Raw genomic sequence first — 14,387 nt, 5'->3', positions numbered from 1 at the left:
CACACACAACAGCTTACTGAATTTAATCGGTGTTCGCGACCGAATCGGCCGATCAACTCTGTCCTACAAGCCTGCCCCATGCTATGGTCGCGCCGGCACCGCCATCGCTCTTTCTCAGTCGTGAATGTACGGCCACACGCGCTCGGTGCGACCTTTGAGACCTTCGAGACGTTCCAGCGCCGCTCGGCGGCACCGATCCCTGCCGTGCGACGGCGCTTTCGTGCGACCTTTGAGACTTTCCAGCCCGGCCGCCCGACCACGCGCCTCGAACATCCTGCGTCGGCTGCCGATCACGGCCGCACCGCCGCCGCGGTCGCGCCGCTTCCTACATCTGCCAGATCAGCACGTTGCCCAGCAGCACCGCCGCCATGACCAGCAGCAGCAGCGCCTTCTTGCGATCCCGGCCCCGCGCCCACAGCGCGCCGCCGCCGATCAGACAGGCGAAACAGCCGAGCATGGCGATCGCCGGCGCTGCGTGAGCGATGGTGGCAAGCGGGCCGGTCATGCCACTAGCCCCCGCACCGGCGCGGGATCGACCGGTGCTGCCGCCGGCGCCGCGATCGCCCGGGCATAGGCGTCGATGTCGACGTTGCCGCCCGACAGGATGACGAGTAGCCCCGGCACCGGTGCCACCTTGCCGGCGAGCAGGGCGGCCAGCGCGACCGCGCCGCCCGGCTCGACGACCAGCCGCAGATGCTCCGCCGCCCAGCGCTGCGCCATCCGCACCTCCGCCTCGCTGACCGCCAGGCCGCGCGCGTCGCGCCGCGACAGCACGTCGAAGGTCAGCGGCGAAACGCGTTGCGTCTGCAGCGAGTCGCAGGCGGTCGGCGGCGGGTTGGGGCCGACCGGTTCGATCCAGCTCGCCTCCAGGCTTCGGCGCATGTCGTCCCAGCCCTCCGGTTCGACGACGGTGATCGCCGCTTCGGGCAGCGCCAGCGCGATCCCCGCCGCCAGCCCGCCGCCGCCACAGGGGATGACGACCTCCGCCGGCGCGCCGAGCCCCGCCGCCGTCATCTGCGCCGCCGCCTCGATGCCGGCGCTGCCCTGGCCTTCGATGATCCACGGGTCGTCGAAGCTCGGCACCAAGGTGGCGCCGCGCGCTTCCGCCAGCTGTGCCGCGATCCGCTCGCGCGATTCGGTCGCCCGGTCGTAGCGGACCACCTCGGCGCCCAGCGCCAGCGTGCCGTTGAGCTTCGCCGCGGGCGCATCGGCGGGCATGACGATCGTCGCCGGCATGCCGAGTCGCTTCGCCGCCCAGGCAATGCCCTGCGCATGATTGCCGCTGGAGAAGGCGACGACGCCCCGACGGCGCGATTCCTCGTCCAAGGCGGTCAACCGGTGCCAGGCGCCGCGGATTTTGAACGCGCCGATCGGCTGCAGCGACTCCGCCTTGAAGGCGACGCGCATCCCCTTGATTTCAAACGTAAATAACGGCGTCGGCGGAAGAATCCGGGCGACCTTTTCAGCGGCATCGCGCACCCCTGCCCGTGTCGGTTGTCGCAAAATCGTCACTTTTCGTCCTTTCGCGCCCCAACCTACTTTACACGGGCAAACATCGTCCCTAACTCGCGCCTCCGCTGCCCCATGGGACTTCCAACCGCAAGGCAGCTTTTGTCGTCGTCATGCCGCAAGGCAATTGGAGGTCCCTTGAGTTGCACCAGCATCATCGCGCGCTGGGGCTAGCGCCCCTCTCGACCGCCGGCTCCCCCGTTTTCGGAGGCGGCATCGACATCGCCAAGGCTAAGCCGGTCGAACCGGTGACGCTGATCCGTCCGCACGCCGCGGCACGGGCCGCCCGCTTCTTTTCGGAGAAGTTTCCGGGCAAGGCCATGTATGCGGTCAAGGCGAACCCGGATCCGGCGTTGATCCGGACGCTGTACGCCAACGGCATCACCACCTTCGACGTCGCGTCGATCGCCGAGGTGCGCCTCGTGGCGCGCACCGTTCCCGGCGCCGGCCTGTGCTTCATGCACCCGGTCAAGGCCGAGGAAGCGATCCGCGAGGCGTATTTCGACCATGGCGTCCGCACCTTCAGCCTCGACTCGATCGAGGAGCTGGAAAAGATCGTCCGCGCCACCACCGGCGACGCCGGCGAGGTCGCGACCGACCTGACGCTGTGCGTGCGGCTGCGCGTGTCGTCGGAGCATTCCGCGCTGTCGCTCGGCGCCAAGTTCGGCGTCGGCCCGGACGAGGCGAAGGAGCTGCTGATCCGCACCCGCCAGGTGGCGGACGCGCTCGGCATCTGCTTCCACGTCGGCAGCCAGGCGATGACGCCGGAAGCCTATGCCAATGCGATAGAGCGCGTCCGCGCTGCGATCGTGCTGGCGGCGGTGACGGTCGACGTGATCGACGTCGGTGGCGGCTTCCCGTCGGTCTATCCGGGCATGACGCCGCCGCCGCTGGAGCGCTATTTCGAGACGATCCACCGCGCCTTCGAAAGCCTGCCGATCAGCTATTCGGCGGAATTGTGGGCGGAGCCGGGCCGGGCCTTGTCGGCCGAGTATAGTTCGGTCGTGGTGCGCGTCGAGCGTCGCCGCGGCAACGAGCTGTACATCAACGACGGCGCCTACGGTTCGCTGTTCGATGCCGCGCATATCGGCTGGACCTATCCGGTGGCGCTGCTGCGCGAGCCGCAGTCGACGGTGCGCGATCATCCGTTCAGCTTCTGGGGCCCGACCTGCGACGACCTCGACCGGATGGAGGGGCCGTTCCCGCTTCCCGCCGACGTCGGCACCGGCGACTTCATCGAGGTCGGTATGCTCGGCGCCTATGGCGCGGCGATGCGCACCGCCTTCAACGGCTTCGGCACCGGCGAGACGGTCACTGTTTCGGACGAGCCGATGCACTCGATGTACACGGGCGAGCAGCCGGCGGTTCAGCCGAACGTCGTCAAGCTGTAACGACGTCCTTCTAGTTCAACCTCTTCCCCTTCCCGCCTGATGGCGGGAGGGGGCCGTTTGGGTTTCCGCGTCCCCATCAACGACGGCGGGTCTTGGAACAGGCAAAGGCCAGTCATGACCGATTCTCTCACCAAAACCGCCAGCGCCAACGCGCCGATCAACGACACCCGCAAGGCCGAGCTCCTGTCGAAGCAGGTCAAGCATATCGACATCAAGAGCTTCGACGCCCGCCCGATCGTCGACGCGATGAGCGAGATGAGCTTCACCAGCCGCGACCTCGGCCGCGCGACGAAGATCTACAACGAGATGCTGGCCGACAAGGATTGCACCGTCTGCCTGGTCATCGCCGGCTCGACCTCGGCGGGCGGCTGCATGGACCTGTATGCGGAGCTGATCCGCAACAACATGGTCGATGTCGTCGTCGCCACCGGCGCGACCATCGTCGACATGGATTTCTTCGAAGGCCTCGGCCACAAGCATTATCAGGCGCTCGAGATCCCCGACGACGACACGCTGCGCTCGCTCTACATCGACCGCATCTACGACACCTATATCGACGAGGAGCAGCTGCAGGACTGCGACTTCACGATCAACAAGATCGCGAACGAGCTGGAGCCGCGCGCCTATTCGAGCCGCGAGTTCATCCGCGCGATGGGCAAGTATCTGGCGGAGCACGGCAAGAAGGAGAACAGCCTGGTCAAGCTCGCCTATGAGCATGACGTGCCGATCTTCTGCCCGGCGTTCGTCGACTCCTCGGCCGGCTTCGGTCTGGTCAAGCATCAGGTGGACAATGCCAAGGCGGGCAAGCCCTATCTGATGATCGACGCGGTCGCCGACTTCCGCGAGTTGACCGAGATCAAGATCCAGGCCGGCACCACCGGCCTGCTGATGATCGGCGGCGGCGTGCCGAAGAACTTCATCCAGGACACCGTCGTCTGCGCCGAGATCCTCGGCCACGAAGATGTCGAGGTCCACAAATACGCCGTTCAGATCACCGTCGCCGACGTCCGCGACGGCGCCTGCTCCTCGTCGACGCTGCAGGAGGCGGCGAGCTGGGGCAAGGTCAACACCGGCATCGAGCAGATGGTATTCGCCGAGGCGGGCAGCGTGATGCCGCTGCTCGCGTCGGACGCTTATCATCGTGGCCACTGGAAGGACCGCCCCGTCCGCAAGTGGGGCGCGATCTTCGACAAGTAATTCAACCGGGGCGGAAGGCGACTTCCGCCCCTCTTCGTATCGGCGCGGCGTACCGGGATAGCGTGCCGCACCCGGACCGGCGGCGCTGCCCGACCGCCTTTACCTCGTCGTGCTATCGGTCCACACTCGGCACGCGTCAGAGGGGGGCCGATGTCATGATACCGCTGTTGATGGGCGCGCTGCTGCAGATCCCACCTGCCGCTCCATCGCCGGCCGCGACCGATGTCGCCCGCATGGCCACGCTCTACGACGAAATCTGCCTCCATACCTTCCCGGATGATGCCGCCCTCGACAGGCTGATGTCGGCTAAAAAGGCGACGCCCTTGTCGGCGTCGGACGTGCGGATCATCCTGCGCGACGACCCCGGTCGCGGCTGGCTGCTGCGCGATGGCGGGGAGAGGTTCACCGTGACGCTCGAACTGCCGCCCTTCCACGCCTGCTCGTTGCGCGCCGCGCACCCGTCCGCCGGCCCGACCGATCTCACGGCCTATCAGCGTGTCGCCGCGTCCTACGTCGCCCGCACCGGGGGCTTTAGCGCGCAACCGCCGATCGAGCTGGATCAGGGCGGCATCCACATCCACGGCGAGATACAGACGCGTGCGCTACCCAACGGCGACAGCGACAATCTGATCGTCGTCGACCAGCGGATTGCCGACCCCAGTCAGCTCGCCGCCGGCACCACCGCGACCCCGCTCCGCTTCGTCCACCAAATCGCACCGCGACGCTGACCCGTCGCGTTGGAAGGCCCGTGATGCACAGTCCCATCCTGCCACCCATGGTCGCGCTGATCGCCTGGACGCTGGTGATGCTCGTCTGGACTATTGCCACGCGGCTGCCGGCCATGCGCGCGGCGGGGATCGACCTCAACACGTTGGTCGGAACCAAGGCCGCCGACGCCGATCGGGCGCTTCCGTCACAGGCGCAATGGAAGGCGCACAATTACAACCACCTCACCGAACAGCCGACGTTATTCTATGCGGTCTGCACGGTGATTGCGCTGACCGGGACCGGTGCAGGCGTCAACGCCTGGATCGCCTGGGCCTATGTGGCGCTGCGCGTGGTCCACAGCCTGGTGCAGGCGACCGTAAATCGCGTCGCATGGCGCTTGCGCTTGTTCCTGGCGTCGACACTGATGTTGATTGCCCTGACCCTGCATGCCGCACTGGCGGTCTTCTGATCAGAGCGCGCTAGTCAGGTCGACGAATGCCTGCGCCCGCCCGCGCAGCGTCGCCGTCGAGCCCGCCAAGGTCTGCGACAAGCGTTCGAGCGCCGCGGCATCCTCCTCGACCGCTGCCGCTTGCGCGCTGATCGTTTGCGTCCGCTCACCGATGTCGCCGCCCGCCTCAACCGAATCGCAGACGTTGACGGCGATCACCCGCGTCGCTTCGGCCTGATGATCGAGCGCCAGCTCGATCTGCTGCGCGGTCGACGCAATCGCCTCCATCGCCTGTTCGAGCTGGCGGTGACCCGCGATCACTTCGCCGAGCAGAGCCTGCATGCCGTCGACCCGCCCGCCGACATCGCGTGCGGTCACGGTCGTTTGGTTGGCAAGGGATTTCACCTCGCTGGCGACGACCGCGAACCCTTGCCCAAGCGTCCCCGCCCGCGATGCCTCGATCCCGGCGTTGAGCGCCAGCAAATTGGTCTGTCGGGCGATGCTCTGGATCAATTGGAGCATGTCATCGATCGCGACGGCGGAGGCGCCGAGCGCACTGACGCGTTCGCCGGCATGCATCATCGCCGCACGCGCATGGCGGCGGATCGTCGTCGCGGAGGCGGTGTTGCCGGCGATGTTATCGAGGGTTTCGGACAGCGCGCGCCCGCGTTCGGCGATTTCCTCCAATGCGTGAACCGTCTGCGTTGCAGCCGCCGCGACGGACGCGGCATCCTGCCGGGAAGCGCCGGCGCGCGCCACCAATGTCGACGCCACCGCGCCGATGTCGCCTGCAATCCGCGACAGTTCGGCGGTCAGCGCCGTCACTTCGGCGGTAAAGGCCCGGCCCGCCTCATCCAGCCGCGCCGCGCGGGCGCTCCGCTCTGCCGTGAGGATGCGATCCCGCTCCGCCGCCAAGCGGGCGAACCCTGCCGCATCGACGACCGCATGGAAGCGGCCGGCGCGGGTCAATATCAGAGCTTCGCTGCCCGAGCGCGCGTAGGTGGTGAGCAAGGCGTCCGGCGGCAGATCCGCCTCGGCCTTGGCACAGGGTCGGATCAGCGCGTCCAGCGAGCCGCCGAAGCTGGGATTTTGCATCAGCGCATGACCGAATGGATTGAACAGAATGCCGCGCACGTCGAGTTCGCGCACCACGCCGATCGGGCGTTCCTCCGCATCGACAATGGCGAGCAGGCGCAAATCGGGGTAGGTGCGGAATAGCGCGATGGCGTCCGCCAGGGATGCCGTTCGCTTTAGCGAGCAGGTGTCCGCCGCCCCGTCGCGCAACAGCGTCGACACCGAACCATCGCGGATCAGGTTCACGTCCAGAAGCATGGTGCGTCTACTAGGATCGGACAGTAAACGGCGAGTTAGGGTTTGGTGACAGCCATGTGACACCAAGCGTTTCCCGACGTGACGCTATCCGAACAGGCGGCGGCCGCTGCGCTCCAGCATCAGCAGCTGCCACAGGGTACGGCCGTGATCCGCCCGGCCGCTCGCATGATCCGCAGCGAGCCGCCGCACCTCGCCCATCTCGAACCAGCCAGTTTCGGTCAGGAAGCGGGACGTCGCCAGCCCCTCGGCCTCTGCCCGCAACGGCCCGCGGAACCAGGCGGCAATTGGGGTGACGAAGCCCATCTTGGGCCGATACAGGATGTCGTGCGGCAGATACGGTTCCAGACTGCGCTTCATCAACCATTTGCCCTGCCCCCGATGCAGACGCATCGCCGCCGGCAGAGTTGCGGCGAAGGAAACGAGCCGGTGGTCGAGCAACGGCTCACGGGCCTCCAGACTGACGGCCATGCTGGTCCGATCGACCTTGGTCAGTATGTCGCCCGGCAGCCAAATCTTGATGTCGGCATATTGCGCGCGGTCCAGCGCGTCGCGCGCCGGGGCGTCGCGCATCGCGGCGACGTAGCGGTCTTCGGCGCGGTGGCCACCGAGCGCACGGCGGGCCTCCGCCGTGAACAGCCGGGCGCGGCGTTCGGGCGGGGTGATGCCGACCGCACGCGCATAGGCTTCGCCGCCGTCCATTGCGAGCGCGAGCAGCGTCGTCTTGGCGCGGAGCGGGCGCGGCGCCCAGTCGGCCTTGGGGAAATAGCGGCCGAGCGTCCCGAAACCGCGCTGCCGCCACATCGTCGGCAGCAGGCCGCGCACCCGCTCTTCCGCCACCTGGAACTTGTAGCGGCGGTAGCCCGCTAACGCCTCGTCCGCGCCGTCGCCCGACAGCGCGACCGTGACCCGCTGCCTGGCGAGCGCGCAGACCTGATAGGTGGCAAGCGCGCTGGCGTCAGCGAAGGGTTCGTCGAAATGCTGGACCAAGGTGTCGATCAGCGCGACGTCGTCCGCGCCGACAACCTGGGCATGGTGATCGGTCGCGAAACGCCGCGCGATCGCGGCGGCATGACTGCGTTCGTCATGGCCGGCCTCCTCAAAGCCGATGGTACACGTCTTGACTGCCCGCGCGCTCGTCTCCGCCATCAAGGCGACGACCGCCGAACTGTCGACCCCACCCGAGAGGAAGGCGCCGAGCGGCACATCCGCCACCATCCGGCTGCGCACGCCGTCGCGCATCCGGTCGAGCAGCTCCCCCTGCATTTGCCGTGCCGAACCGGTGGCGCGGTTTGCGAAGCTGACGTCCCACCATTGGGTCGGACGCGGCACGGCATAGCCGCGGCGCAGGACCATCAGATGGCCTGCCGGCAGCTTGCGCACGCCGGCGACCATACAGGCATCGTCGGGCACGTAACCGTAGGCGAGATAGTCCTCGACCGCGGTCAGATCCGGCGCGCGCCGCAGCAGAGGATGCGCGAGCAGAGCCTTGAGTTCGGAGGCGAAGGCGATGCTGCCGTCGGCCAGTTCGACGTAATGGAGCGGCTTCACACCTAGCCGGTCCCGCGCCAAGACGAGCGCTCCAGCCTCCGCGTCATGCAGCGCGAAGGCAAACATACCGTTCAGCCGGTCGAGCAGCCCGGCGCCCCAGGCGCGCCAGCCATGCAGTAGCACCTCGGTATCGCCGACGGTGCGGAAGCGCGCCCCGCGCGCGGCGAGCTCTGCGCGCAGCTCGGCGAAATTGTAGATTTCGCCATTGTAGGTGACGCTCAAGGCGCCGTCGTGCATCGGCTGGGGCGAACCCTCGAGATCGATGATCGACAGGCGGCGGTGGCCCAGGCCGACACCGGCAGCGGTCCAGACGCCGTCGCCATCGGGGCCGCGATGGCTCAGTGTCGCGATCATCGCCCGGATGCGGCCCGGATCGACCGGCTTTGGCGTGCCGGGATGAAAGATACCGGCGATCCCGCACATGGCTAAAGGCCTGCGATGCGGTCGGCAAAGGCATCCATCGGGCCGATCGCCGCGGCCAGGGCCGCGATGTCGGCGCGCGCATCGCGACCGGGTGTGATCTCCGCCGACAGATGGACCGCCACCGCGCGCGGCGAGCCACCGAACAGCCGCGCCTTCATCGTCTGAAACTTCACCCGCCGCTCGTCCGCCATTATCGTGTCGCCGACGACGTACCACGTCGCGACGAGCCGCTCCACCGTGCGTCGGCGGGAACCGGGCGCCGTAATCCGCATCACCGCGCCCTCGGCGATCGGCGCGGTGTCGCCGACCCGGATCCAGCGATCCTCCTCGCGCAGCACGCCGGTGCCGAAGGCGCCGATCTTGTGCCCCTCGCCCTGCGATCCGAACACTGCGACAGCGAGATCGACCGCGGCGGCACCCCGCGCATAGCGTCCGAACAGATAATGGTCGGCACCGGGATAATAAGGCTGCCACGGCGCAGTCCGGCTCAGCGGAGCGCGTTGCCAGCCGCTGAGCTTGGGCAGGTCGACCCTTGCCGGCAACGGCGCCGGCCGAGCGGTGGCGGCGGTCCACACCGGCCAGACCGCTGCCGCCGCGACGACCAGCAGCACCGCGATCGGCGTCGCGATGATGCCGCCACGCGGCGTCGGCAGATGCGCGGGATCGAACGCGGGCGCGTCGGGAGCCCGGTCGAACCAGCGCCAGCCGATCGCCAGCACCGCCGCCATGATGAGCCCGAAGAACAGCCAGCCATAGACGATATGGTCGAATCCGGTCGCCGTTTCGACGTCGGTCAGATGCGCGGCATAGATGGTGGCGAAGGCGCGGACGCCGTTGGCGAGCACCGGTACAACCAGGCTGACCGCAAGGAAGATCGCCCGCCGCCGCCAGCGGCTGAAGCAGACGTTGGCAACCAAAGCGGCGAAAGCGATCATTGCGATCACGAATTTAGCGCCCGAACACGCCTCCGCCACCTCGAACCAGTAGCGACCGGCATGGATCAGTACGCCGTTCGAGCTCGCCGGCACCCCGAACAGGTGCAGCAGGGGCATCACCATCGCTACTGTCACTTGCTGCAACGGCGGTTCCAATTCCTCGCCGAACGGGACGAGGAACAGCGCATAGCCCAGCGGGAACAGCAGCCCACGCGTGACCTGCGGGCCGAACAGGGTGACGCAGGCGCCCTGCAGCATGACGATCACGCCCAATTGGCGGGCGAAGCTCACCCCGCCCGCCTCGCCAAGCGCCCAGCAGAGCCCACCAATGGCGACGACCGTCAGGCCGGGCCACCAGGCGACCGGGAGCAGCGCGCTCAGCTCGCCGCGCCGCTGCCATACCAGCCAGGCGATGACCGGTCCGATGAATAGGCAGTGGCCGAAGGTGGTACTGGTCCACCAGATCGTGACGAGTCGGACGACGTCGGCACGGAATACCAGCAGCATCGCCGCACTGGCCAGCACCAGCGCCAGCGACTGCCGCCGCCAAGGGCTCACCGCGGGCTTCGGCGCGACGGTCATCGCGATCGTCATGCCGCCGCCCGCACATCTAGGCCGAGCAGGGTATCCAGTGGCTGCAGCCGCGCCGGCCAGGCATAGCGCGCCATAACCTGCATGCGGGCGAGCCGCCCCAGCGCCGATGCATCATCCCTGTCCGCGATCAATGCCAGTACCGCCGCGGCATGATCCTCCGTCGTATCGGCGACGCGAATCGTGCCGAGATGGTCGATGCCCTCGGCGGCGGCCGCACTGGCGACGACGGGCCGTGCCATTGCCATCGCCTCCAGCACCTTGTTCTGGATGCCGCGTGCCAGCCTGAGCGGCGCGACGCAGACCGCCGCCGCCGCCAGCCACGGACGGACGTCATCAACCGCGCCGGTGACGATCACCCCCTCGCCGGCCAGGCCACGGACGGCGGCGGTCGGCTGCCGACCGACGATCGCGAACCGGGCTTGGGGCTGGCTGCGGCGGATGATCGGCATGATCGCCTCGGCGAACCAGACGGCCGCCTCGACGTTGGGGGGATAGTCCATCTGCCCGGTGAAGACGATCGTTGGACCAGGGCCGTCGATCGGCTCGACATCAGACGGATCGAAATGCGCAGCGTCGATACCGTTCTCGACGACATGCACGGCACCGCGCCCCCCGCCCTGCCGAAAGAGCGCCGCCTCCGCTTCGCTGACGAACAGGCTGGCGTCGACGCGAGCAGACATGGAGCGTTCGAACCTACCGAGGACGCGGGTTTCGCGCCGCATCAGCCAGCGCATCGGCGGGGAGCCCTGTCCGGCGTATCCGGCGAACTTCGCCGAATCCACGTCGACGAAATCCATCACCGCCATCGGCGCCGTACGGGTGTCGAGATATTGCGCCATCTGGCCGGAGAAGCAGTAGACACGCGTGATCGGGTTGGCCGCCAACACACGCCTCACCGCGCGACGCATCGCCCCGCTGGCGAAGGCGGCGAGCGACACCGGGCGGCCGGTCGCCAGCGCTTCCACCGCGGCTAACGCGCGCGCCTTGCGGCGCCGCACGATCGTCGCGCTGGCGAGCATCGCCGCCAGATCGGCGGGCAGTTCAGTATCCCTATCGTCTTCGGTGAAGGCGACCAGATGGACCCGCGCGCGGGCGACGAGATGGCGCAGGATGTGATAGCTGCGGATCTTGTCGCCGCGATCGGGCGGGAACGGTACGCGATGCGCCAGGAACAGGATGTCCATCACCCCAGACCGCGCGCGATCCATGGGCCGATCAGATTGGCGACGGGCAAGGGCAGCCGCTTCCAGCTGCGCACCATCAGCGCATATTTGGGGTTGAGCGGATTGACCTCGCGCGCCGCACCTTCCTGTCGGGTGGCATAGAGGCGCGGCACGGGTTCGAAGCCCCAATTCTTCTTGAACGCCGCCGCCCCGGTTCCCGTCTTCGAACGGCCGAAGTCGAAGCGCGTGCAGCCGCGCTCGCGGGCGTGTTGCATCAGTGCATAGTACATCCGGTCGTTGGCGCGCAGCGTCCGCGCTGCCGCGGTCCCGCCACCCCAATAGGGATAGACGGTTCCGTTGAAGTACAGGCTGAGGACACTGGCGATCGGCGTGCCGCGGTGGCGAACCGTCAGGACGTCGCTGTCGAGCGCCGCGGCGACGGCGCGGAACAGCCGCGCGGGAAAGACCGGCGTACCGAGGTTACGCACCGATTCCGCATAGACGCGATATTGGTCCGCCAGATCGCCGGTCGCGAAACCCGTGGTAACTGTAAGGTCGGCGTCGAGACTCTTGCGCACTTCTGCCCGTTGCTTGCGTGGAATGGCGAGCAGTTGCGTATCGTCGTCCGGCGCGAGATCGCGCACGAAGCCGAGGTAGCTGGTCGCATCGACCGCCCATCCTTCAGGCAGAACACCGCCACGCAGCTCCACCGAAGGACAGCCGAGCCGGCCTGCCAGCGCCCATGCCGCCGCCGCCAATGCCTCGCCACCCCCGCCCAGCACGCCCCCGTCGACGGCGAACGCCGCCGACACCAGCGCCTTGCCGAACAACGGCGACCGCATGGCCGTCAACGGCAGCACGCCGATCGGCGTGCCACCGACGCTTTCCGCGACCAGATAATGGGCACGCTGTCCGGTGCCGTCCGCCACCGCCCGGCTCCAGCCGCTCAAGTGGAAGGGCGTCGCCCCGGCTGATTCGCGTACGAAGGCGTCAATCCGTGCCGCTTCGCGGCCGTCGCGCAGATCGACCACCCGGACGGCGGGCGCAACCGTCACACCGCCACCTGTGCCACCACCGCATCGACGCGCCCCCAGCGGTGCCGCGCGATCAGGCCGTCGAGCTTGCCCGCCATTGCCGCCAGCCGTGAATAATGGCGCACCCGCGAGCGCAACGGCGCGTTCCGCACCCGCGGCTGGTCGGGATCGACCTCCCATGGATGGAAATAGAAGACCGCGGGCTGACGCTCGGCATTGACCTGGCGCACCGCGAAATCGGTCAGGGCGGCAGGCAGCATCCGGAAAAAGCCGCCGCCCGTCGCCAGATGGCGGCCGCCGATGCTCGCCACCGTCACCGGCAATTCGATCAGGTCGCTGCCGGCAATCGGCCGAAAGGCGAAGCGCGGTGCATCCCGCCAGCCGTAATGATCATGACGCACCGGCGCGACGCTGGACGAATAACGATAGCCCGCCGCCGCCAGTTCGGCATGTGCCCAAGGGGTGCGCTGATCGATCGAGAAGCTTGGCGCGCGATAGCCGGTCACCGCCGCGCCAGCCGCATCCTCCAGCGCGACCCTGGCGCGGGCGAGATCGTCCCGGAAGGTCGCCGCATCCATGGTGAACACGCGGCGATGATCCCAGCCATGACTGGCGATTTCATGCCCCGCCGCGACGATGCGCCGGATCAGCCGCGGATGGCGTTCCGCAACCCAGCCCAGGGTGAAGAAGGTCGCCTGCACGCCCGCTGCCGCGAACAGATCGAGCACCGCGCCGGTGTTCGCCTCGACGCGCGAGCCGAGGCTGTCCCAGTTCGCCTTGTCGATGACTCGTTCGAAGGCGCCGACCTGGAACCATTCCTCGACGTCGACCGACAGGCCGTTGAGGACGCGATCAGGCCGCATCGTCCCACGCATTCGGATTGCGGATCGGCATGGCGGCGGTCGCGACCGCGGTCGCGGATGGCGCGTCGCTGCGGTCGCTTTCGACCCAGTCGACCAGCAAGGTCAGCACGCGGCGCAGCGCGGCCTCCTGCTCCTCGATCCGCGCCTCGAGTGCGACAACACGCTCAGCCAAGGCATCGACACCGGCTTCGACGTGCGCGACGGCCGCTTCTGGCCCCGCCGTGTCGATCTCCAGCCAGCGCGGGGTGCGCGGCACGAAGCGCCGCACTCGGTCGTCGCTATCGTCGAGCGTAACCGGCGCCGGCTCAGCCGCCTCCTTGGCCATGTCCGGCTCGGTGCGCGTCGCGCGCGGTACCGCCGTGTCGTCAAAGCTGTCGTTATCCACGCCAACGGCCGGCGGCTCCGCCGCTTCCGGCGCCAAGATCGGCAGATCGGCGTGGAGGTCGCGCAGCACGTTGCCCACCACCCCGGCATCGATCAGCGTCAGATCCTCGATCGCCGCCTGCAGCATCACCCGCCCGGCGAGCAGGTTGAGCCGGCGGGGCACGCCGCCCGATCCCTGGTACAGCGCGTCGAAGGCATCCTCGGTGAAATCCGGCCGCCCCTGCCAACCGACCAGCGACAGGCGGTGCGCTATGTAATCGGCGACTTCGCCGGGCTCCATCGGATCGAGATGGTGGATCGCGATGACCCGCTGGCGCAACTGTTCGAGCCGCGCCGAACCGTGCAGCCGGTCGCGGAACTCCGGCTGGCCGAGCAGCAGGATCTGCAGCAAAGCATGGCCGCCCGCCTGGAAGTTCGACAGCATGCGCAGTTCTTCGATCGACTCCACCGGCAGCGCCTGCACCTCGTCGACGATCAGCAACGTGCGGCGGCCGGAGCGGGCCACCGCATGCAGGCCGCGCTCGATCGCGGTCAGCAGCTGGGCCTTGGTGAGTCCGGCCGGATCGACGCCCAGCCCGCCGGCGACGATACGCAGCAGGTCGTCCGCCTGGATCGCGGTCGACACGATCGTCACGACATTCAGCGCTGCGCGGTCGAGCTGCTCGGTCAGATGACCGACCAGGGTGGTCTTGCCGGCACCGACATCGCCGGTGACCACGATGAACCCCTCGCCCTGCGTCAACCCGTAACCCAGATAGGCCATCGCCTTGCGATGCGTCGCCGTCTCATACCAGAAGCGCGCATCCGGCGTCAGCTGGAAGGGGCGCCCCGTCAGGCCGAAATGTTCCTCGTACATGC

At 68.1% G+C, this 14,387-nt stretch carries 13 protein-coding genes; 4 read left to right on the top strand and 9 right to left on the bottom strand.

Annotated elements, in window-relative coordinates; all coding sequences use genetic code 11:
• Positions 1–325: 325 nt before the first annotated feature.
• Both D9601_RS04145 and D9601_RS04140 read right to left on the bottom strand, forming a co-directional pair.
• Positions 326–505: a hypothetical protein gene (locus tag D9601_RS04145; protein ID WP_198352633.1), complete on the bottom strand. Its 180-nt coding sequence runs from the start codon at positions 503–505 to the stop codon at positions 326–328.
• Positions 502–1,479 carry a threonine ammonia-lyase gene (locus D9601_RS04140; protein ID WP_332837891.1) on the bottom strand — a complete coding sequence of 326 codons (978 nt, stop codon included), beginning with the start codon at positions 1,477–1,479 and terminating at the stop codon, positions 502–504. Before D9601_RS04140 ends, D9601_RS04145 begins: the two co-directional genes overlap by 4 nt.
• 173 nt (positions 1,480–1,652) lie before the next feature.
• Between D9601_RS04140 and D9601_RS04135 the strand changes: the two genes are divergently transcribed.
• The 4 genes from D9601_RS04135 (at position 1,653) to D9601_RS04120 (ending at position 5,274) form a co-directional block, all read left to right on the top strand.
• The gene (locus D9601_RS04135; protein ID WP_198352631.1) at positions 1,653–2,900 is read left to right on the top strand and encodes a type III PLP-dependent enzyme; all 1,248 of its coding nucleotides are present in this window, start codon (positions 1,653–1,655) and stop codon (positions 2,898–2,900) included.
• A 114-nt stretch (positions 2,901–3,014) separates the two neighbouring features.
• On the top strand, positions 3,015–4,097 hold the full coding sequence (locus D9601_RS04130; protein ID WP_198352630.1) for a 1,9-bis(guanidino)-5-aza-nonane synthase: 1,083 nt from the start codon (positions 3,015–3,017) through the stop codon (positions 4,095–4,097).
• A 155-nt stretch (positions 4,098–4,252) separates the two neighbouring features.
• Positions 4,253–4,825 carry an NMCC_0638 family (lipo)protein gene (locus D9601_RS04125; protein ID WP_198352629.1) on the top strand — a complete coding sequence of 191 codons (573 nt, stop codon included), beginning with the start codon at positions 4,253–4,255 and terminating at the stop codon, positions 4,823–4,825.
• A gap of 23 nt (positions 4,826–4,848) precedes the next feature.
• The gene (locus D9601_RS04120; protein WP_198352628.1) at positions 4,849–5,274 is read left to right on the top strand and encodes an MAPEG family protein; all 426 of its coding nucleotides are present in this window, start codon (positions 4,849–4,851) and stop codon (positions 5,272–5,274) included.
• On the opposite strand, the gene D9601_RS04115 is transcribed toward D9601_RS04120, so the two are convergent.
• From D9601_RS04115 to D9601_RS04085, 7 genes are all read right to left on the bottom strand, one after another.
• A complete protein-coding gene (locus tag D9601_RS04115; protein WP_198352627.1) occupies positions 5,275–6,585 on the bottom strand; it encodes a methyl-accepting chemotaxis protein in 1,311 nt (436 codons plus the stop codon).
• 84 nt (positions 6,586–6,669) lie between these two features.
• Positions 6,670–8,556: an XrtA/PEP-CTERM system amidotransferase gene (locus D9601_RS04110; RefSeq protein ID WP_198352626.1), complete on the bottom strand. Its 1,887-nt coding sequence runs from the start codon at positions 8,554–8,556 to the stop codon at positions 6,670–6,672.
• Between the two features lie 2 nt (positions 8,557–8,558).
• Positions 8,559–10,085, bottom strand: a complete 1,527-nt coding sequence (gene xrtA / locus D9601_RS04105; protein ID WP_198352625.1) for an exosortase A — start codon at positions 10,083–10,085, stop codon at positions 8,559–8,561.
• Positions 10,082–11,293, bottom strand: coding sequence for a TIGR03087 family PEP-CTERM/XrtA system glycosyltransferase (locus D9601_RS04100; RefSeq protein WP_232473807.1), 1,212 nt, complete (start codon positions 11,291–11,293; stop codon positions 10,082–10,084). The genes xrtA and D9601_RS04100 overlap by 4 nt, the downstream gene beginning before the upstream one ends.
• Entirely contained in the window at positions 11,269–12,303 is a 1,035-nt protein-coding gene (locus D9601_RS04095; RefSeq protein WP_198352624.1) for a FemAB family XrtA/PEP-CTERM system-associated protein, read from the bottom strand. Before D9601_RS04095 ends, D9601_RS04100 begins: the two co-directional genes overlap by 25 nt.
• On the bottom strand, positions 12,300–13,145 hold the full coding sequence (locus tag D9601_RS04090; RefSeq protein WP_198352623.1) for an XrtA system polysaccharide deacetylase: 846 nt from the start codon (positions 13,143–13,145) through the stop codon (positions 12,300–12,302). Before D9601_RS04090 ends, D9601_RS04095 begins: the two co-directional genes overlap by 4 nt.
• Positions 13,135–14,385, bottom strand: coding sequence for an ExeA family protein (locus D9601_RS04085; RefSeq protein ID WP_198352622.1), 1,251 nt, complete (start codon positions 14,383–14,385; stop codon positions 13,135–13,137). Before D9601_RS04085 ends, D9601_RS04090 begins: the two co-directional genes overlap by 11 nt.
• Positions 14,386–14,387: the final 2 nt, after the last annotated feature.

Source organism: Sphingomonas sp. MA1305, from assembly GCF_016107325.1.
Taxonomy (GTDB): Bacteria; Pseudomonadota; Alphaproteobacteria; order Sphingomonadales; family Sphingomonadaceae; genus Sphingomonas.
Note: the sequence above shows the minus strand (reverse complement) of the source record. Positions and strands in the feature narration are given on the sequence as shown.